This window comes from Streptomyces sp. NPDC034085 (assembly GCF_055575555.1).
In genome coordinates, this window is the sequence record NZ_JBVISL010000004.1 from 720421 (window position 1) to 737571 (window position 17151).

At 74.3% G+C, this 17151-nt stretch carries 16 protein-coding genes; 4 read left to right on the forward strand and 12 right to left on the reverse strand.

The window, feature by feature from the left end:
- Window positions 1-61 precede the first annotated feature (61 nt).
- The 4 genes from ACZ501_RS18125 to ACZ501_RS18140 all read right to left on the reverse strand — a co-directional run bounded on the left by ACZ501_RS18125 (window position 62) and on the right by ACZ501_RS18140 (window position 4032).
- A complete protein-coding gene (locus tag ACZ501_RS18125; RefSeq protein WP_362457673.1) occupies window positions 62-436 on the reverse strand; it encodes a hypothetical protein in 375 nt (124 codons plus the stop codon).
- 51 nt (window positions 437-487) lie between these two features.
- Window positions 488-790, reverse strand: coding sequence for a DUF1876 domain-containing protein (locus ACZ501_RS18130; RefSeq protein WP_361609384.1), 303 nt, complete (start codon window positions 788-790; stop codon window positions 488-490).
- A gap of 87 nt (window positions 791-877) precedes the next feature.
- Window positions 878-2176, reverse strand: coding sequence for a cytochrome P450 (locus tag ACZ501_RS18135; protein ID WP_468796468.1), 1299 nt, complete (start codon window positions 2174-2176; stop codon window positions 878-880).
- Between the two features lie 47 nt (window positions 2177-2223).
- Window positions 2224-4032, reverse strand: a complete 1809-nt coding sequence (locus ACZ501_RS18140; protein WP_468796470.1) for a serine/threonine-protein kinase — start codon at window positions 4030-4032, stop codon at window positions 2224-2226.
- 65 nt (window positions 4033-4097) lie between these two features.
- Here ACZ501_RS18140 and ACZ501_RS18145 point away from each other — a divergent pair, with 65 nt between their 5' ends.
- Window positions 4098-4589 carry a DUF6193 family natural product biosynthesis protein gene (locus ACZ501_RS18145; protein WP_468796472.1) on the forward strand — a complete coding sequence of 164 codons (492 nt, stop codon included), beginning with the start codon at window positions 4098-4100 and terminating at the stop codon, window positions 4587-4589.
- Between the two features lie 90 nt (window positions 4590-4679).
- Here the strand turns inward: ACZ501_RS18145 and katG are convergent, their stop codons facing one another.
- Complete coding sequence (katG, locus tag ACZ501_RS18150) at window positions 4680-6911, reverse strand: catalase/peroxidase HPI (RefSeq protein WP_361611145.1); 2232 nt, start codon at window positions 6909-6911, stop codon at window positions 4680-4682.
- A gap of 298 nt (window positions 6912-7209) precedes the next feature.
- Between katG and ACZ501_RS18155 the strand changes: the two genes are divergently transcribed.
- Entirely contained in the window at window positions 7210-7623 is a 414-nt protein-coding gene (locus ACZ501_RS18155) for a Fur family transcriptional regulator (RefSeq protein ID WP_362457661.1), read from the forward strand.
- A 9-nt stretch (window positions 7624-7632) separates the two neighbouring features.
- Here ACZ501_RS18155 and ACZ501_RS18160 read toward each other — a convergent pair whose 3' ends face one another.
- From ACZ501_RS18160 to ACZ501_RS18180, 5 genes are all read right to left on the reverse strand, one after another.
- On the reverse strand, window positions 7633-9117 hold the full coding sequence (locus ACZ501_RS18160) for a cellulose binding domain-containing protein (protein ID WP_468796474.1): 1485 nt from the start codon (window positions 9115-9117) through the stop codon (window positions 7633-7635).
- 142 nt (window positions 9118-9259) lie between these two features.
- On the reverse strand, window positions 9260-10042 hold the full coding sequence (locus tag ACZ501_RS18165) for a 3-hydroxybutyrate dehydrogenase (protein WP_468796476.1): 783 nt from the start codon (window positions 10040-10042) through the stop codon (window positions 9260-9262).
- Window positions 10043-10196: 154 nt separating this feature from the next.
- Window positions 10197-10364 carry a hypothetical protein gene (locus ACZ501_RS18170; RefSeq protein ID WP_361611516.1) on the reverse strand — a complete coding sequence of 56 codons (168 nt, stop codon included), beginning with the start codon at window positions 10362-10364 and terminating at the stop codon, window positions 10197-10199.
- A gap of 106 nt (window positions 10365-10470) precedes the next feature.
- Entirely contained in the window at window positions 10471-12039 is a 1569-nt protein-coding gene (locus ACZ501_RS18175; protein ID WP_468796478.1) for an alpha/beta hydrolase, read from the reverse strand.
- A 91-nt stretch (window positions 12040-12130) separates the two neighbouring features.
- On the reverse strand, window positions 12131-13069 hold the full coding sequence (locus ACZ501_RS18180; protein WP_468796480.1) for an AraC family transcriptional regulator: 939 nt from the start codon (window positions 13067-13069) through the stop codon (window positions 12131-12133).
- Between the two features lie 100 nt (window positions 13070-13169).
- Here ACZ501_RS18180 and ACZ501_RS18185 point away from each other — a divergent pair, with 100 nt between their 5' ends.
- Both ACZ501_RS18185 and ACZ501_RS18190 read left to right on the forward strand, forming a co-directional pair.
- Complete coding sequence (locus tag ACZ501_RS18185) at window positions 13170-14114, forward strand: MBL fold metallo-hydrolase (RefSeq protein WP_361610893.1); 945 nt, start codon at window positions 13170-13172, stop codon at window positions 14112-14114.
- Between the two features lie 103 nt (window positions 14115-14217).
- Window positions 14218-14742, forward strand: coding sequence for a GNAT family N-acetyltransferase (locus ACZ501_RS18190; protein ID WP_361610891.1), 525 nt, complete (start codon window positions 14218-14220; stop codon window positions 14740-14742).
- On the opposite strand, the gene ACZ501_RS18195 is transcribed toward ACZ501_RS18190, so the two are convergent.
- Together ACZ501_RS18195 and ACZ501_RS18200 are read right to left on the reverse strand one after the other, a co-directional pair.
- Window positions 14732-15418, reverse strand: a complete 687-nt coding sequence (locus tag ACZ501_RS18195) for a hypothetical protein (RefSeq protein ID WP_468796482.1) — start codon at window positions 15416-15418, stop codon at window positions 14732-14734. The genes ACZ501_RS18190 and ACZ501_RS18195 overlap by 11 nt on opposite strands.
- A 110-nt stretch (window positions 15419-15528) precedes the next feature.
- Window positions 15529-16770, reverse strand: a complete 1242-nt coding sequence (locus ACZ501_RS18200) for a serine hydrolase domain-containing protein (protein WP_468796644.1) — start codon at window positions 16768-16770, stop codon at window positions 15529-15531.
- Window positions 16771-17151: the final 381 nt, after the last annotated feature.

Genomic DNA, 17151 nt, shown 5'->3' on the forward strand with positions numbered 1-17151 from the left:
CGCGGGGTCGTGGAGGAGCGGCCGGGCCGCTGATCTCCTCCGTCGAGCCCGGGCTGCCGCCTCAGAGGCGCTCCTCCATGCGTATCGCCGATTCCAGGTCCTCGTGGGCCCGGCCCCTCCGGCCCTCCTGCCCTTCCAGGAGGGCCGCGGCGATCGCGTCGAGCTTGCGCTGGACGGCGTGCTCGGCGCGCCGTTCGGAGTTCTTGAGCAGCGCCAGCAGCAACAGCGACACCGCACCGATCGAGTCGCCCGCGAGGTGCTGCCACTCCGTCGGCAGACCCAGCACGTGCACCACGACGAAACAGGCCACCAGGGCCACGCAGAGGGCGGAGAAGACGGGGGAGCTCGTGAAGTTGGAGGCGAGCTCGGCCAGCCGCTCGAAGCGGCCGGCCCGCCCGTTCCCCTCGCCCTTCTTGGCGGGATGACGGAAGACCATGCCGGGCACCTGCCCCCGACGGCCCGCCGCACACGTGGCGTCAGCCCACCCCTAGCGTTCCGCGCCGGCGTCGTCCGGCCAGCCGTAGCCGGTACGCGGCGGTTCGGGGACGGCGCCCAGCGCGGCCAGGTCCCGGTCCGCGGCCCGGCTCAGCTGCCCCGCGAGATCCCGCATGGCGCGGCTCGCCGCCAGCTCGTCGCCGATCGCGGGAACGTCCACGTCCTGCGGATTGCACCGCGCCCGGCCCCGGCCGACCATCGTGGCCTTCCCCGTCTCGAGCACCGCCCTGGCCTTGGTCGTGCCGTCCTCCTCGATGAGGTAGACGCCGACCTTCCACTCCTCGGCGTGTGACATGGCGTGCCTCCTGACCTCCCGGGGCCTCGTGCTACCAGGATCCCTCCGCCCGGGCCGGTCCGGCCACGGCAGGGCGCACCGCCCCGGTCACCCGGCGGGGGCGAGGGTCGCCGGCGCCGGGCCGTCGGGGCGCACCGTGAGGCCGTACACCGCTCCGGCCGGGACCGAGGTGAAGACCGGGACGTGGCGGGGCAGCAGCTGCTCCAGCAGGGCGGTCGACTCGCGCAGGGCGAACTGCGTGCCGAGGCAGGCGCGGGGACCGATGCCGAAGGGCAGGTAGGCGCCCTGCCGGGCGGGCCGGCCGCCCGCGGCCGTGAAGCGCCGCGGGTCGAAGCGCTCGGGGTCCGGCCAGAGCTCCGGGTCGCGGTGGGTGAGGTACGGGCACACCAGTACGTCCGTCCCCGCCGCGACGGTGTGGCCGCCCAGGGTGTCGGCCTCGGTGGCGTGGCGGGGCAGGATCCAGGCCGACGGGTAGAGCCGCAGCGTCTCGCTGACCAGCGCCTGGAGAGCCTCCCGGCGCTCGGGTGAGCCCTCACCGCCGGCGGCGAGCGCCTCCTCGCGGGCCGCGGGGTGCCGGTCGAGCAGCAGGTACAGCCAGGTCAGGGTGGTGGCGGTGGTCTCGTGGCCGGCCACCAGCAGCGTGACCAGCTCGTCGCGCAGCAGCCGGTCCGTGTACTCGGGGTACGCGGCCGAGGCGTCGACCAGTACCTGGAGCAGCCCGGGCCCGTCCGGGCCCGCCGCCCCGTCACGGGCCGCGGCGACGGCGTGCCGGGCGACGGTGTCGATCCTGGCGAGGTCGGCGGCCACCGAGTCCCGGGCCTCGACCTCGTCGGCGGGCAGGCTCGGCAGCGCCGCCACCACGGCCGCCACGGCGGTGAGTTCCCGCGCCGTGCCGGCGTCCAGCGGATGGCCGGTGAGCGCACGCCAGATGGTGTCCAGGGCGAAGCGGCGCATCTCCTCGCCGACGTCGAAGCCCTCCCCGGTGCGCGCGTACCCGGCCCAGCGCTCGGCGGCGGCGCGGGCCGCCCCGGCGATGCGCTGCTCGTACCGGCGCATGCCCGTACCGGTGAACTGCGACTGCAACAGCCGCCGCTGCCGCTTCCACGCGTCCCCGGTCGCGGCCAGCACCCCGTCGCCGATCAGCAGGCGCGCCCGGTGGGAGCGCTTGACGTACCGGTCCGGACGCCGGGCGAGCACGTGCTGGACGGCCTCCGGCGCGGTGACCAGCACGGTGGGCCGCGGACCGATCCGCACGGCGGCCACCCCGCCGAGCCGCTCCCGCGCCAGGGTGAGCAGCTCGACCAACTCACCCCCTCCGCCGCGCCACCGCTCCACGGCGGCGGGGTCGAGTTCGGGCACCGGCCCGGTTGCGGCGTCTGTGGCCAAGGGACTTCTCCTGTCCGGCAGCGGTGGGGCGGCCTTCGCGGGGTGGTCTAGGACGGGGACGACCAGCGCTGTGAGGCGCTTCCGGTGCAGGAGTTGGTGACCAGGCCGGCGCTCATCCCCAGGTCGAGGCAGCCGCCGCTGTAGTCGTTGCGCAGGGTGCCGCCCGAGCCCGTGCGCCAGGTGCGGGCGAGGTCCTGGCCGCAGTCGCCGACGAAGACGGCCTGGCCGAGCATGTTGGCGTAGAGGCAGCCGCCCGTCTGCTGGTTGACCAGCTTGAAGCTGCCGTCGCCGCGGCTCTGCACCGTCCAGCGGGCCGTCGGGTCCGCGCAGTCCCCGTGGTCCGAGGAGCCGTAGACCTGGGTGATGCACTTGCCGTTGCCGGCGTTGCGGTAGCGGTGGGTGCCGGAGGCGGGAGGGGGGTTGGTCGTCGCCGGGCCGCCACCGGGGGTGCCGGATCCGCCCTGCCCGTTCGGGGTGCCGGGGCCGGGGCCCGGGTTGGAGCCGGTGCCCGGGCCGGTGCCCGGGCCGGCGCCCGTGCCCGCGTTCCCGGCGGCCGGGACCGGGGGCGTGACCGGGCCGGCCGGCACCTGGCCCTGGGCCGGCGGCCGGCCCGGCGAGCCCGAGGGCGGGGCGGACGGGCCGCCGCTCGCCCCCGCCGAAGGCGACGGGCCCGAGGGGGCGGAGGACGGCGCGGGGGACGGCGCCCCGGAGCCGGCCGGGCCGGGGGAGGAGGCGCCGGGCCGGGCTCCGGCCTGCAGCGGGGTCACGTGCGGGAGGTACTGCAGGGCGAGGGTCGTGCCGCCCGCGACCACGACGACCGGGAGCACCGCGAGCAGCACCCGGGTGCGGCGCCGACGCTCGGGCCGGGCGTCGGCGGGCCCGGCGGCCACGGGCACGGGCTTCCCGCCGCCCAGCGGGAGCGTCGGGAGGTCGACCTTCTGCACGTCCGTGGCGAACGTGGCCCGCTCGGTGAGCCGCACGGTGATCGCCTCGGGCCACAGCGGCGCCTCGAACGGGCCGTGCGCGCGGGCCTGTTCGAGGAGTTCGGCGGCCGTGGGCCGCCCCTCGGGGTCCTTGTCGAGGCAGGCGGCCACGACCTCCCCGAGAGCGGGGTCCAGGGCACGCAACGGCTCCAGATCGGGTTCCTCGTGGACGATGCGGTAGAGCACCCCGTGGCCCGACTCCTCGCCGAAGGGCGGCCGGCCGCAGGCCGCGTACGCGAGCACCGAGCCGAGCGCGAAGACATCGGTGGCGCCGCTCAGGGCCTTGGCCCCCGAGGCCTGTTCGGGCGCCATGTACGCGGGCGTGCCCACGACCATGCCGGTCCTGGTGAGCTGGCTCTGCTCGGCGGCCCGGGCGACCCCGAAGTCGATGAGGGTGAGCCCGTCGAGGGTCAGCATGACGTTGGACGGCTTGAGGTCCCGGTGCACCATGTCCAGGGCGTGCACCGCCGCGAGGCCCTCGGCGGCCTCCCGCAGCAGCAGCCACAGCGCCTGCGCGGGCAGCGGCCCGCCGTGCAGCTCGACCGCCTCGCGCAGGGTGAGCCCCGGTATGTAGGCGGTGGCGAACCACGGGGGCTTGGCGGTGCGGTCGCTGTCCAGCAGCGGGGCGGTGGCCTTCTCGGGAAGCCGGGCCAGGTTGTCGAGTTCGTGCCCGAAGCGCCGCCGGAAGTCCTCGTCCTCGCCGACGACCGACGCCAGCAGCTGCTTGACGGCGACGTACCGCCCGTCCAGGACCCCGAGGTACACCCGCCCCATGCCGCCGGCGCCCAGCCGGCCCGCCAGCGCGACGGGCCCGATCCGCTGCGGATCCTCCGCCTCCAGCGGCTGGGCCCCGCTTCCCCTCAGCTCTAACACGTCAGCCCCGTCAGGATCGTGATGGATTTCCAGAAACCTACCCGACGCGGCGTCATACTTCAGCAGTGATCCCGAACGATTCCGGGCCGGGCGGCCACCCGCCTCCGCCCCCGCGCCCCGAGCTCCCCGACCTGGCCGCCGCCCACCGGCGCGGGCCGGCCGCGGCGGTCGAGGCGAAGTGGGAGGCCCTCGCCCGGTACTGGCGGTGGATGGCCGGACACAGGAGGCAGGCCCTGCGGCCGGGCGGTGCGTACCCGGGCGCCTGCGCGCTCGTCGAGGCGGCCCGCGCGGTTCCCGAGCTGCGGCGGCTGTACCCCTTCACCAGCCACCTGATCCTGAAGTTCAGCAGCACCACCACGTTTCCGTACGACGTGCGGCTGCCCTCCGTCGAGCCCCTGGCCGACGGGCGGTTCCGGGTCCGCCGCCACCTGCGGGGCGCCCCGGTCATCGGGGAGCCCGCCACCCCCGGCGAGGCCCTCGCCCTCGTTCTGGCCCACCGGCCGGCCGGCCTCGGGCCCGCCGCCGCCCGCCCGGGAGGCCGGACGCGCGGCCGCTGAGCCCATACGGCCGGTGGGCACCACGACGCCCGGACACCACGACGCCCGGGCCGGCCGGCCCGGGCGTCGTGGTCGGACTGACGGCGCCGGTCAGACCAGGTCGAACCGGTCGAGGTCCATCACCTTGCTCCACGCGGCGACGAAGTCCTCGACGAACTTGCGCTGCGCGTCGTCGCTCGCGTACACCTCCGCCAGCGCCCGCAGCTCGGAGTTCGAGCCGAAGACGAGGTCGGCGCGGGTGCCCGTCCACTTGAGCGCGCCGGTGGCGGCGTCGCGGCCCTCGAAGGTGTTCTCGTCCGCCGAGGCGGCCTTCCACGTCGTACCCAGGTCGAGCAGGTTGACGAAGAAGTCGTTCGTCAGGGTGCCCGGGGTGTCGGTGAACACGCCCAGCTTGGACTGCTGGTAGGTCGCGCCCAGGACGCGCAGGCCGCCGACGAGGACGGTCAGCTCGGGCGCCGAGAGGGTCAGCAGGTTCGCCTTGTCGACCAGCAGGAACTCGGCGGGCAGGCGGCTGCCCTTGCCGACGTAGTTGCGGAAGCCGTCGGCGACGGGCTCCAGCGCCGCGAAGGACTCGACGTCGGTCTGGTCCTGCGAGGCGTCCACGCGGCCCGGGGTGAAGGGCACCCGGACGTCGTGGCCGGCGTCCTTGGCGGCCTGCTCGACGGCGGCGGAGCCGGCGAGGACGACCAGGTCGGCGAGGGAGACCCGCTTGCCGCCGGCCTGGGCGGCGTTGAAGGACTCCTGGATGCCCTCCAGGACGCGCAGCACCGCGGCGAGCTGGTCCGGCTCGTTGACCTCCCAGCCGGCCTGCGGCTGGAGGCGGATGCGGCCGCCGTTGGCACCGCCGCGCTTGTCGCTGCCGCGGAAGGACGAGGCCGCCGCCCAGGCCACGGAGACGAGCTGGGACACCGTGAGGTCGGAACCGAGGATCCGCTCCTTGAGGGACGCGACGTCAGCGTCGTCGATCACCTCGTGGGTGCGGGCCGGCAGCGGGTCCTGCCACAGCAGCGTCTCGCTCGGGACCTCGGGGCCGAGGTAGCGCACGACCGGGCCCATGTCGCGGTGGGTCAGCTTGTACCAGGCGCGGGCGAAGGCGTCCGCGAACTGGTCGGGGTGCTCCAGGAAGCGGCGCGAGATCTGCTCGTAGGCCGGGTCGAAGCGCAGCGAGAGGTCCGTGGTCAGCATCATCGGCGCGTGGCTCTTGGACGGGTCGTGCGCGTCCGGGATGGTGCCGGCGCCCGCGCCGTCCTTCGCGACCCACTGGTGCGCGCCGGCGGGGCTGGTGGTCAGCTCCCACTCGTAGCGGAAGAGGTTCTCGAAGAAGTCGTTGCTCCACCGGGTCGGGGTCGTGGTCCAGGTGACCTCGAGGCCGCTGGTGATGGTGTCGGCGCCCTTGCCGGAGCCGTACGTGTTCTGCCAGCCGAAGCCCTGCGCCTCCAGGGGCGCGGCCTCCGGGTCGACGCCGACGTGGTCGGCCGGGCCGGCGCCGTGGGCCTTGCCGAAGGTGTGGCCGCCGGCTATCAGCGCGACGGTCTCCTCGTCGTTCATCGCCATCCGGCGGAACGTCTCACGGATGTCGCGGGCGGCGGCGAGCGGGTCCGGGTTGCCGTTCGGGCCCTCCGGGTTGACGTAGATCAGGCCCATCTGGACGGCGCCGAGGGGGCTCTCCAGCTCCCGGTCGCCCGAGTAGCGCTGGTCGTCGAGCCAGGTGGTCTCGGGACCCCAGTAGACGTCCTCGTCGGGCTCCCACACGTCGGCGCGTCCGCCGGCGAAGCCGAAGGTCTCGAAGCCCATGGACTCGAGCGCGACGTTGCCCGCGAGGATCAGCAGGTCGGCCCAGGACAGGCTCTGCCCGTACTTCTTCTTCACCGGCCACAGCAGCCGGCGGGCCTTGTCGAGGTTCGCGTTGTCCGGCCAGCTGTTGAGCGGGGCGAACCGCTGCTGGCCGGCCCCGGCACCGCCGCGGCCGTCGCTGATCCGGTACGTGCCGGCGCTGTGCCAGGCCATGCGGATGATGAACGGCCCGTAGTGCCCGAAGTCGGCCGGCCACCAGTCCTGGGAGGTGGTCAGCACCTCTTCGATGTCCCGCTTCACGGCCGGGAGGTCGAGGGACGTGAACGCCGCGGCGTAGTCGAACCCCTCGCCGAGCGGGTTGGCCACGGCGGGGTTCTTGGCGAGGATCTTCAGATTGAGGCGCTCGGGCCACCACTGGCGGTTCCCGCCGCCCTGGGTGGGGTGCGGGGCGCGCTCGTGCGCGACCGGGCAGCCGCCTGCGCCCTCTGTTTTGGCGTCGACGACGACTGCGTCGTGGTTCTCAGACATGCAAAATCCTTCCGGACCAGGCGGATCACGCTGTTCAGGAACGGGTGCGGTGCGGTGGGACGGCCGGGGTGCGGTGACCGGCCCTCGCCCTGCCGTCCGTCCTCGGACGGCGGCCCGGCCCGTCACCTCGCCGTCTCCTGCCGCTGCGGGGTATTCCTATCCCTTGGCTATCAACGCATCAGATCCTACGATGGACGCAGTCCAAGTCAAGAAGCACACCAAGCCCGGATCCCATCGGTTCTCGAGCCCCTCTCAAGGGCCCGGGGGCCGCTCGAACCTGAAAAAGAGGGGGGCCGACATGAGTGACCTGCTGGAACGCCTGCGCAGGCGCGGCTGGCGGTTGACGTCCCAAAGACGTGTCGTCGCGGAGGTCCTGGACGGCGACCACGTGCACCTGACCGCCGACGAGGTGCACGCCCGCGCGGTGGGGCTGCTGCCCGAGATCTCCCGGGCCACCGTCTACAACGCCCTGGGCGAACTGGTCGCCCTCGGGGAGGTGGCGGAGGTGTCCACCGACGGCCGGGCGAAGCGCTACGACCCCAACGCCCACCACCCCCACCACCACCTCGTCTGCTCCGGCTGCGGCCTCATCCGGGACGTGCGCCCGGCCGGGAACCCGCTGGGCGACCTCCCGGCGGGGGAGCGCTTCGGCTTCACGCTGTCCGGGGCGGAGGTCACCTACCGCGGCCTGTGCCCGGCCTGCGCCGCCTGAGGTCCCGTCCTACCGGTACGCGGCGAACGCCTTCGTGAAGGCCAGCGGCTCCTGGAGGACGGAACTACAGGTGGCGTCGGCGTGGCCGAGGGCGCCCGCCGCGCACTGCCGGTCGCGGGCCGAGGACCACATCGCGAGCCGGCCGATGCCCTTGGCGCGGGCGAACCGGACGAGTTCCGTCGCGTCCGCCACCGTGAAGACCTCGCTCGCCACGTCGTTGACGCCGATCATCGGGGTGACGGCCACCGTCTTCCAGGCCTGGGCGTCGGAGAGCCCGAGCACGCCCTTGAGCTGGGCCTGGGCCGCGGTCGCCGCCTGGACCGCGTACTGTCCCATGTTCCCGCCGTACGCGGGGCCGTAGTCCATCGCCATGATGTTGACGGCGCCGATCCGTACGCCGTTCCTCGCGGCGTCGGCCAGCAGGGCCACGCCGGGCTGGGTCAGCCCCTCCGGCATCACGGGCAGGGTGAACGCCACGTCGAGGCCCGGGTGCGCCTTCTGCAGCCGGGCTATCGCCTGGGCGCGACGGGTGTTGGCGGCGGTGTCCGGCAGGGCGGCGCCCTCGATGTCGAAGTCGACCTTGGTCAGCCGGTAGGCGTCGACCACCTTCCCGTACGCGGCGGCCAGTTCGTCGGCGGTGGCGCAGTTCAGCGCCAGCTCGCGCCCGGCGGCGCCGCCGAACGACACCCGCACGTCGCCGCCCGCCGTGCGCAGCGCGCCGATCTGGGCCGCGACCTTGTCGTCCGCGAGGCCGGTGACCCCGCCCCACAGCGGCGAACAGCCCCCGCCGGCGGTGACGAAGGCGAGGTGGAACTCCTTGACGCCGGTCCGGGCCGCGGTGTCGAGGAGGTCGTAGGCGGGGTACAGGGAGGTGTCCACGTACGGGGCGAACCGCGCGCCGGCGCCGGGCGCGCCGGTGGCCGTCGGGGTGGGGGAGGGCGGCGGCACCGGAGTCGCGGTGGCGGTGGCGGTGGCGGTGGCGGTGGCCGTGGCCGTGGCGGTGGCCGTGGGCCCGGTTGTCGGGCGGCCGCTCGGCAGGGGCGTCGCGCCCTGCTCCACCGAGCACTTCACCGCGTTGATCAGGCAGCGGGTGGGGTCGCCCGGCGTCCCGGCGCCGCTCGCCACGAACCCGACGGTCACGGAGGCGCCCGGCGCCAGTGTCCCGTTCCAGCCGGCGGGCCTCACTGTGACGCGCTGCCCTTCGACCGTGTGGGTTCCGTTCCACAGCGAGTCGATCCGGACGCCCGCAGGGAGGTCGAACTGGAGCGTCCAGCCGCTCAGTTCCCGCCCCGTCCCGTTGGTGATCGCGTACTGCCCGGTGTAACCGCCGCTCCAGGAGCTGGACTTGGTGTAGGCGGCCCCGACGGACGTGGCCTGGGCCGTGCCGGAGAACGCGAAGGCCGCGCCCCCCAGCACGGCCGCCACCACGACCGCTCCGGCGGCCTTGGCCCCGCCGCTCGCCCTGCGCCGGTGCCCGTGCGTGCTGCTGCCCATGGAAATGCCTGCCTTCGTGTGACCGGGGTCGGGGGTACGGGGCAGCACGCTAGCCACCCCGAAACGGACATTCGTTCGCTTCGGGGTGTCATCGCCGAGCCTTAGGTTCCGCTTAAGCCGGCGGAAAGGTCCGCCTCAGGAATCAGGCGGCGGTCCAGCCGCCGTCCATCGGGAGCGAGGCGCCGGTGACGTGGCCGGTGTGCGGGCCGCAGAGCCACAGGGCGACCGCGGCCACCTCCTCCGGCTCGATCAGCCGCTTGATCGCGGAGCCGCGCAGCAGCACCTCCTCGACCACCCGCGGGGCGGGGATGCCGTGCGCCTCGGCCTGGGCGGCGATCTGCCGCTCCACCAGCGGGGTGCGCACGTAGCCGGGATTCACGCAGTTGCTCGTCACCCCGTGCGGGGCGCCCTCCAGGGCGGTGACCTTGCTCAGCCCTTCCAGGGCGTGCTTGGCGGTGACGTACCCGGACTTGAAGGGGCTGGCCCGCAGCCCGTGGACGCTGGAGATGTTGACCACCCGTCCCCAGCCGCGCCGGTACATGTGGGGCAGGGTCCGGCGCAGCAGCAGGAAGGGGGCGGTGACCATCACCTTCTGGAGCAGCTCGAACCGCTCGGGCGGGAAGTCCTCGATGGCGGCGACGTGTTGCAGCCCCGCGTTGTTGACCAGGACGTCGACCTCGGCGGGCAGGCGGCCGACGGCGGCCGGGTCGGCGAGGTCGGCTGGATGGGCCTGTCCGCCCACGCTTTCGGCCACTTCCGCGGCGGTCCGCGCGTCCACGTCCACGACGTGTACGAGGGCCCCGGCGCCGGCGAGCGCCACGGCGCAGGCGCGCCCGATGCCGCTGCCGCCGCCGGTCACCAGGGCCACCCGGCCCGCCAGGCCGGACGCTGTTCCACCGGATGCGGTGGTGAATCCGCTCGTCATGGCCCGAACGTTAGGGACGTACGCCGCCGCCTGCCGATGTGCGCCGCCGCCACACTCGGCGGCCCGGCGGTGGCGTCCGCCACCACCGCCGCCGTATCGCGGGGCGTGGGCGGGCCGGCCCGGGGCGCCGTTCACGCGTCCCGGGCGGGCCCTCCTACTGGGGACGCCAGTTCGGCAGGCCGGCCGACGAAGGGCGCCAGGCCATCACCTGGGCCAGGTGGCGCAGGATCTCCTCCGCCTCCCGTCGGACCTGACCGGGGACATCACCGCGCTCGCGTACGAGCTGGGCGTAGATCGGCGCATCACTGCTGGTGCTGCTCACTTAGGACTTCACTCCCCTGAAGCCGGCACCGCGGGCCGGGCGGCACAAGTGTAGGCGGCGGCCTCGCGGCAGCCGAACAGAGGTCGGTACGGGCGGAGATGGGCGCTCACGAGCAGACCGTCCCGTCGGCCGGGGCGGTGCCGTCGACGAGGAACGCGTCGACGGCCTTGGTGGCGCAGGCGTTGTGCCCGTAGGAGCCGTGCCCCTCGCCCCGCACCGTCAGGTTGACGCCGACGCCGCGGCCGAGCGCGTCGGCCATCCGCTTCGCGCCCTCGACGGGGGTGGCCGGGTCGCCGGTGTTGCCGATCACGACGATCGGGGCCGCGCCCGCGGCGCCCACCTCGGGCTTGTCGCCCGTACCGCGGACCGGCCACTGCGAGCAGCCGAGCAGGCCCTCCACCATCTCCGGGCCGAAGACCGGTGAGGCCGCGCGGAAGGCGGGCTCCTGCGCCGTCTTCTCCTCGACGGTGTACCGCCGGCTGGTGTCGACGCAGTTGATCGCCGCCTGCGCGGCGTTGGAGTTGTCGTAGTGCCCGTCCTCGCCGCGCCCGCTGTAGCCGTCCGCCAGCGCCAGCAGGATGTTGCCGGTGCCGAGCTGCCGCAGCTCGCCGAGCCCCTGGACGAGGTACTCCCAGGTCTCCTTGTCGTAGAGGCTGGCGGCGATGCCGGTGAGCGCGAGGTCGGAGGTGAGCTTGCGGCCGCTGTCGGTGGAGGCGGGCTTCGCCTTCAGCTTCTCCAGCAGCTCGTTGATCCGCTTGTTGCCCTCGGCGTCGCTCGGGCCGGTCGGGCAGTTGGCGGTGTACGTGTCGCGGCAGTACTTCATGGCGTGCTCCAGCGCCAACTGGAAGCCCTTGGCCTGGCCGAGCCCGGCCTGGGCCTCGTCCGCCGTGGGGTCGACGACGGCGTCGAACACGGTGCGGCCGACGTTCTTCGGGAAGAGGTGGGCGTAGACCCCGCCCAGCCGGGTGCCGTAGGAGATGCCGAAGTAGTTCAGCTTCTGCTCGCCGAGGACCTGGCGCATCAGGTCCATGTCACGGGCGGTGTCGGCCGTGCTGACGTGGGGGAGAAGCCTGGCGGACTTCTGCTTGCAGGCGTCGGTGAACTTCTTGATCTCGGCGAGGGTGTCGCCGGTGCCCGGGTCCTCGTCGAGCGTCTTGTCGTCCAGGCAGAGGACCGGGGCGCTGTTGCCCACGCCGCGCGGGTCGAAGCTGACCAGGTCGTAGACCGCGCCCAGCTTCTTGTACTCGTCCGCCGCCTGAGGCAGCGTGTGGACGCCGGAGCCGCCGGGGCCGCCGAAGTTGTAGACGAGGGAGCCGATGCGCTTGCCCGCGTTGCCGGCCTTCTTGCGGATCAGGGCCACGTCGATGGTCTCGCCGCCCGGCTTCGCGTAGTCGAGCGGCGCCTTCATCGTGGCGCACTCCCAGCCCGCCCCGGGGGCCTTGCCGCCACCCTGGGCGGCCGAGGGCGCCGGGCAGGTCCGCCACTCGGGCTTCTGGCCGGTCAGTGCGGCGGGCAGCGCCGGCAGCGGGGCGGGCGAGGCGGCGGCCGACCCGGAGGGCTTCGCCTGCGCCGGAGCCTTCGCGTCGCCGCCGCAGGCCGCCAGGGCGGGGACCGCCAGCAGGGCGGCAGCGGTCAGGACCGCCGCCCGGACGGGGCGGCGTATTCGGTGGGGCATGCGGGAGCTCCTGCGCGGTTCGGAGGCACGGGTAAACGAGTGACAAAGTGTAGGGGCGTATTCCGGTCAGATTTCCCCGGGGCCTCCCCCCTCACGCCGCCGGCGCCCCGCCCGTCGCCGGACCCGCCCGGTACCGGCCCGGGGTCGTGCCGAACTGGCGGCTGAACGCGTGCGACAGGGCGTACGGCGTGCCGTAGCCCACCCGGCGCGCGACGGCGGCCAGCGGAACCTCGGTGCTGCGCAGCAGGCCCGCGGCGAGGTTCAGCCGCCACCAGGTGAGGTACGCCATCGGCGGACGACCGACCAGGGCCGTGAAGCGCCGCGCCAGGGTGGGGCGGGACACCCCCGCCTCCGCGGCCAGCCGGTCGTTGGTCCAGGGGGCGGCCGGATCGGCGTGCAGGGCCCGCAGCGCGGCGGCCGCCACCGGATCCCCCAGCACGGCGGGCCAGGTGCCCGCCGCGCCCTCCGCCGTCAGCCAGGAGCGGATCATGTAGACGAGGAGCAGGTCGAGCAGACTGGGGACCGCGACGCCGGCCCCCGGCCGCTGCCCGCCCAGCTCACGGCCCAGCAGGTCGATGGCGGAACGGAGTTCGGGGTGGCTGCCCACCCGGTTCGGCAGGTGGACCACGGGCGGCAGCTCCGCCATCAACGGATGCGCCCGGCTGCGGTCGAGCCGGTACTTGCCGCACAGCATCTCCACCGCGCCCGCGTGGCCCTCCGCCCGTCCGGGTCCCCGCTCCGCGGCGCTGACCGTCTCGAACGGCACCGCCCGCGCCACGGCCTCCTCGTCCGCGGGCCCGTCGGCGAGCACGTGGCCCGTGCCGTGCGGCAGCAGCACCGCGTCGCCCGCGCCGAGCGCCACGGGCGGTCCGCCGTCCGGCAGCAGCCAGCAGCCGCCCTCCAGGACGACGTGGAAGCCGGCGCCGTCGTACGGGGCCAACCGGACGCACCAGCTGCCGTCCACGCGTACCCGGTCGGAGGAGGGCCGGCCGACCCGTACGGCGGAGATCGCGTCGCTCACCACATCCACCGGGCCACCCTACCCAGGGCTACGGCGGTGAGCCGTGCGCGTATCACCGCGAGCATCCGGAGCATTGAGGCGCTCACCGGGCGTCCGTAGATTCCGGGTCATGGAGAACACGGAGAACACGAACGGAAACAGCATGGTGCTCGGCGACGTCGAGGTCATCCGCGTCGTCGAGTGGCAGGGGCCCTTCGGACCCGCGGGCGGCCTCGTTCCCGCGGCGGGGGAGCGGGTGTGGAAGGAGAACGAGGACTGGCTGGCACCGGACCACTGGCAGCCGCAGGACGACAGCGCCGTGATGGCCCTGCAGACCTGGGTCCTGCGCAGCGCGGGGGCCACCGTCCTGGTCGACACCGGAGTGGGCAACGGGCGCGAGCGCCCCGGCTCCCCGCTGTTCCACCACAGGGACGGGGACTTCCTCGGTGCCCTGGCCCGGGCGGGGGTACGCCCCGAGGACGTCGACTACGTCGTCAACACGCACCTGCACGCCGACCACGTCGGCTGGAACACCCATGACGTCACGGGGGAGTGGGTGCCCGCCTTCCCCAACGCCCGCTACCTCATCCCGGCGGCCGACGACCACCACTTCGGCCCGCTCGGCGGGTACGCGGGCGGTGAACGGGTGGACGACCGGCTGGTCTACGAGGACAGCGTCGCGCCCGTCCACCGCTCCGGCCAAGCCGTGCTCTGGGAAGGCGCCCACCGCATCGACGCCCACCTGAGCCTGGAGGCCGCCCCCGGCCACACCCCCGGCTCCTCGGTGCTGCGCCTGGCGTCCGGCGGCGACCGGGCCGTCTTCGTCGGTGATCTCCTGCACAGCCCGGTCCAGATCGTCGCCCCGGGCTGCAACAGCTGCTTCTGCATGGATCCGCGGCAGGCGGCGGCGACCCGCCGACGGGTCCTCGCCCGGGCCGCGGACCTGCGGGAACTGGTGGTCCCCGCCCACTTCGGCGGCGCGGGAGCCGTGGAGGTCCGCCGGGAGGGGACGGGATTCGGCCTCGGCGCGTGGGCCGCCTACGGCCCCGGACCGGTGCCGGACGGGGAGGCATAGGCCGCCGTCCGGCCCGTCAGGGGTGATGACGCCGTGCGATGCGCGCGACCACCGCGCGCCGCGGATTGCGGAGTCGGATCGAACGACTGTTACCGTCCGCAGCATGCCGGAACTCGTCGCCCCCACCCCCCGTCTGCATTCCTCCTGGCTCGCCGCCCAGGACGAGTGGGGACCGGACGCCCACCTGGACGGCGCCGGGCTCGGCTCGGACGACGACGTGGCCACCCCGCAGGGCTTCGCCGACTGGACCGCCCGGCTGCGCCGCCACGCCGACCGCACGGCCCCCGTGGAGCAGGGCCGGGTCCCCACCACCTACTGGTGGATCACCGAGGGCGACACCTACCTGGGCGCCATCGACCTGCGGCACTACCTGAACGCGTTCCTCCTCGACGCGGGCGGCCACATCGGCTACTGCGTCCGCCCGTCGGCCCGCGGGCGCGGCGTGGCCACCTGGGCGCTGGGCGCTGTCCTGTACGAGGCGCGGCTGCTGGGCATGGACCGGGTCCTGCTGACCTGCGACCCCGGCAACGAGGCCTCGGCCCGCACCATCGAACGCAACGGCGGCGTCCTGGAGGACGTACGCGAGACCCTGATCGGCCCCAAGCGCCGCTACTGGATCACCCTCTGACGCCGGCGCTCCGCGAGCCGTCCGCGAGCCCGGACAGCTCCAGCGCGCGCAGCATGGCCGGCAGGTCCCAGTGGCCGCAGGAGCAGCCGGCGGCCAGCGCCTCCAGATCCGCGGGCCGGAGCTCCCCGCGCACCGCGGCGTCCAGCAGCCGCACCGCGGTCCGCCCCGGAGCGTCGTCGCGCCCGCAGCCGCAGTCGTCCCCGGCGCCGTCGAGCAGGGCCAGCAGCTCGCGGCGCTCCGTGAAACGGCTGATCCCGCAGTCCAGGCCGTCGTCGTCCAGGTCGTCCGGATAAGGCGCCCGGGCCCAGGAGCCGTTCTCCGACCAGTAGACGCAGCCGAGTTGCATGCCGGCGAGCAGGTCGCGCAGGGTCTCGTAGGGCAGCCAGTCCGGGCCCTGCGCCAGCATGTCGATAGCCGGCTCGTGCCACTTGACGCCGCTCGACTCGTCCTCGCCGTAGAGCACGTACCGCCCCTCGCCCGCCCGGGCGAAGGTCCACCAGGTGCAGCCGCAGTCGTCGAGGTGGAGCCCCTCCCCGTCGATCCAGTGGCCGGTGCGGTGGACGCCCCGGCCCTCCGCCTCGGTGCCGGCTTCCAGTACGGCGGCCAGGGCCCAGTGCGCCCACAGCAGTTCGGCGGGCGGCAGGTCCCCGGGCAGGCCGGGACGGTGGATGGTCATGGTGGCGGGATCCCCCCGGACGTGACGGCCGCTTGCCGCCCGAGCGTAGCGTTCCCGTACGGACACGGCCGCCGCGGGGCCCCTCGGCGGGTCCGCGGCGGCCGGTCGGGTCATCGGGCGTTGCGCTCCGGCAGGTCCACGTCGGCCGGGGCGGCCGCGAAGCCGCGGGCGGACGCCTTCACCGGCTTCTTGCCGCAGAAGGCCCCTTCGAGGGTGCCGCCCAGGGCGGTGTTCGCCTCGCCCCGGTTCGAGGTGTTCGCCATGGCGGTGAGGGTGCGCGCCCCGTCGCGGGTGGTGAAGGCGTAGGTGTAGAAGCCCTGGACGGTGCCCGTGTGCCCGTACACCGACGTACCGCACGACAGGTCGTAGCGGCGCAGGCCCAGCCCGTAGAAACGGGTGTTGGTGGCGTCGGTGGGGGTCATGGTGAGCATCTGGTCCAGCAGCGCGGGCGCCACGAGCTTCCCGCTCACCAGGGCGGACATGAAGGTGGCGAGGTCGGCCGGGTTCGAGATCATCGCGCCGGCCGACTGCGCCCACGACACCGTCTGCTCGGTCGAGTCGACCAGCGGGGCGCCGGCCTCGTCCGGGGTCAGGTAGCCGTGCGTGTGCAGCCCCTTGATCTTCGTGTCGGGGTGCACGTACGAGGTGTTGCGCAACTTCAGCGGCTTGATGATGCGGCGTTCGTACTCCTTGGCCACCGGTCGGCCGGTGGCCTTCTCGATGAGCATGCCGACGACCACGAAGTTGGTGTTCGAGTACTTGTACGCGAGACCCGGCTCGGTCGTGCGGGGCTCGGCCAGGGAGAGCTTGACCAGCTCCTCGTAGCCGAACACCCTGTTCCGTACGGCCTCGAAACCGGGGACCGTCTTGTCGAACATCGCGTTGGTGTAGTCCGCCAGCCCGCTGCGGTGGTTCAGCAGGTGCCGCACCGTGATCCGGTCGTCGGGCAGCAGCCCCGGCAGGTAGTGGTTGACCGGCCGGTCGAGCTCGATCTTCTTCTCGTCCACGAGCTGGAGCAGCACCACCGTCGAGAACGTCTTGGTGACGCTGCCGATCCGGAAGCGGGCCTGGGGATCCATGGCCTGGCCCGTACCGGTGTCGCGCACGCCGGTCTTCTCGACCCGGGTCCGCCTGCCGTCCGCGATCCGGGCCAGGGCGCCGGGGGCTCCGGCCGCGGTCGTGTTCCGCAGCGCCTGGGCCACGGCCTCCAGATCGGGATCGGGCAGGGCGGGGGCGGCCGTCCGGGCCGTCCCGGGGAAGGCGGGCGCGGCCTGGGCGGCGGTGGCGGGCGCGACGGCGGCCACCGTGGCCAGCAGGGCGGCGCTGACGGCCAGACGGCGGTTCAGGGGCAGGAGCACGTTGGTCCTCTGTACGGTCGGTGCGGTTGCGGGACCCGGAGGCCGCCTGCCGGAACGGTGCCGAGGGAGCAGTCGGCGGCCGAGTCGATCAAGAGCTTACGCAAGATCAGGCAAAGCCGGTCAGGGCGGGCTGCCCGAAGCCCCGTCAGCGGCCCTGCGCACGCGCCCTGTTGACGCCCCGTCCGAACACCGCCGCCCCGGCGGGCACCCGTACCGGACGGCGGACCCGGATCCCCGCGCCCCGTACGGCTGCCGGCCGCGGGAGCCCCTACCGCGCCGTTCACCGGCGCGCAACCGGACGGCCGGCCGGGACGGGGCCCGCCCGCGCTGCGCCCGGCGGAATCCCGGGGGCCGAAATATGATGGGGCCCGGATC

Coding starts and splice junctions, on each gene's coding strand:
- ACZ501_RS18125 (WP_362457673.1), bottom strand. CDS start 436: ATGGTCTTCCGTCATCCCGCCAAGAAGGGCGAGGGGAACGGGCGGGCC.
- ACZ501_RS18130 (WP_361609384.1), bottom strand. CDS start 790: ATGTCACACGCCGAGGAGTGGAAGGTCGGCGTCTACCTCATCGAGGAG.
- katG (WP_361611145.1), bottom strand. CDS start 6,911: ATGTCTGAGAACCACGACGCAGTCGTCGTCGACGCCAAAACAGAGGGC.
- ACZ501_RS18155 (WP_362457661.1), top strand. CDS start 7,210: ATGAGTGACCTGCTGGAACGCCTGCGCAGGCGCGGCTGGCGGTTGACG.
- ACZ501_RS18160 (WP_468796474.1), bottom strand. CDS start 9,117: ATGGGCAGCAGCACGCACGGGCACCGGCGCAGGGCGAGCGGCGGGGCC.
- ACZ501_RS18165 (WP_468796476.1), bottom strand. CDS start 10,042: ATGACGAGCGGATTCACCACCGCATCCGGTGGAACAGCGTCCGGCCTG.
- ACZ501_RS18175 (WP_468796478.1), bottom strand. CDS start 12,039: ATGCCCCACCGAATACGCCGCCCCGTCCGGGCGGCGGTCCTGACCGCT.
- ACZ501_RS18185 (WP_361610893.1), top strand. CDS start 13,170: ATGGAGAACACGGAGAACACGAACGGAAACAGCATGGTGCTCGGCGAC.
- ACZ501_RS18190 (WP_361610891.1), top strand. CDS start 14,218: ATGCCGGAACTCGTCGCCCCCACCCCCCGTCTGCATTCCTCCTGGCTC.
- ACZ501_RS18195 (WP_468796482.1), bottom strand. CDS start 15,418: ATGACCATCCACCGTCCCGGCCTGCCCGGGGACCTGCCGCCCGCCGAA.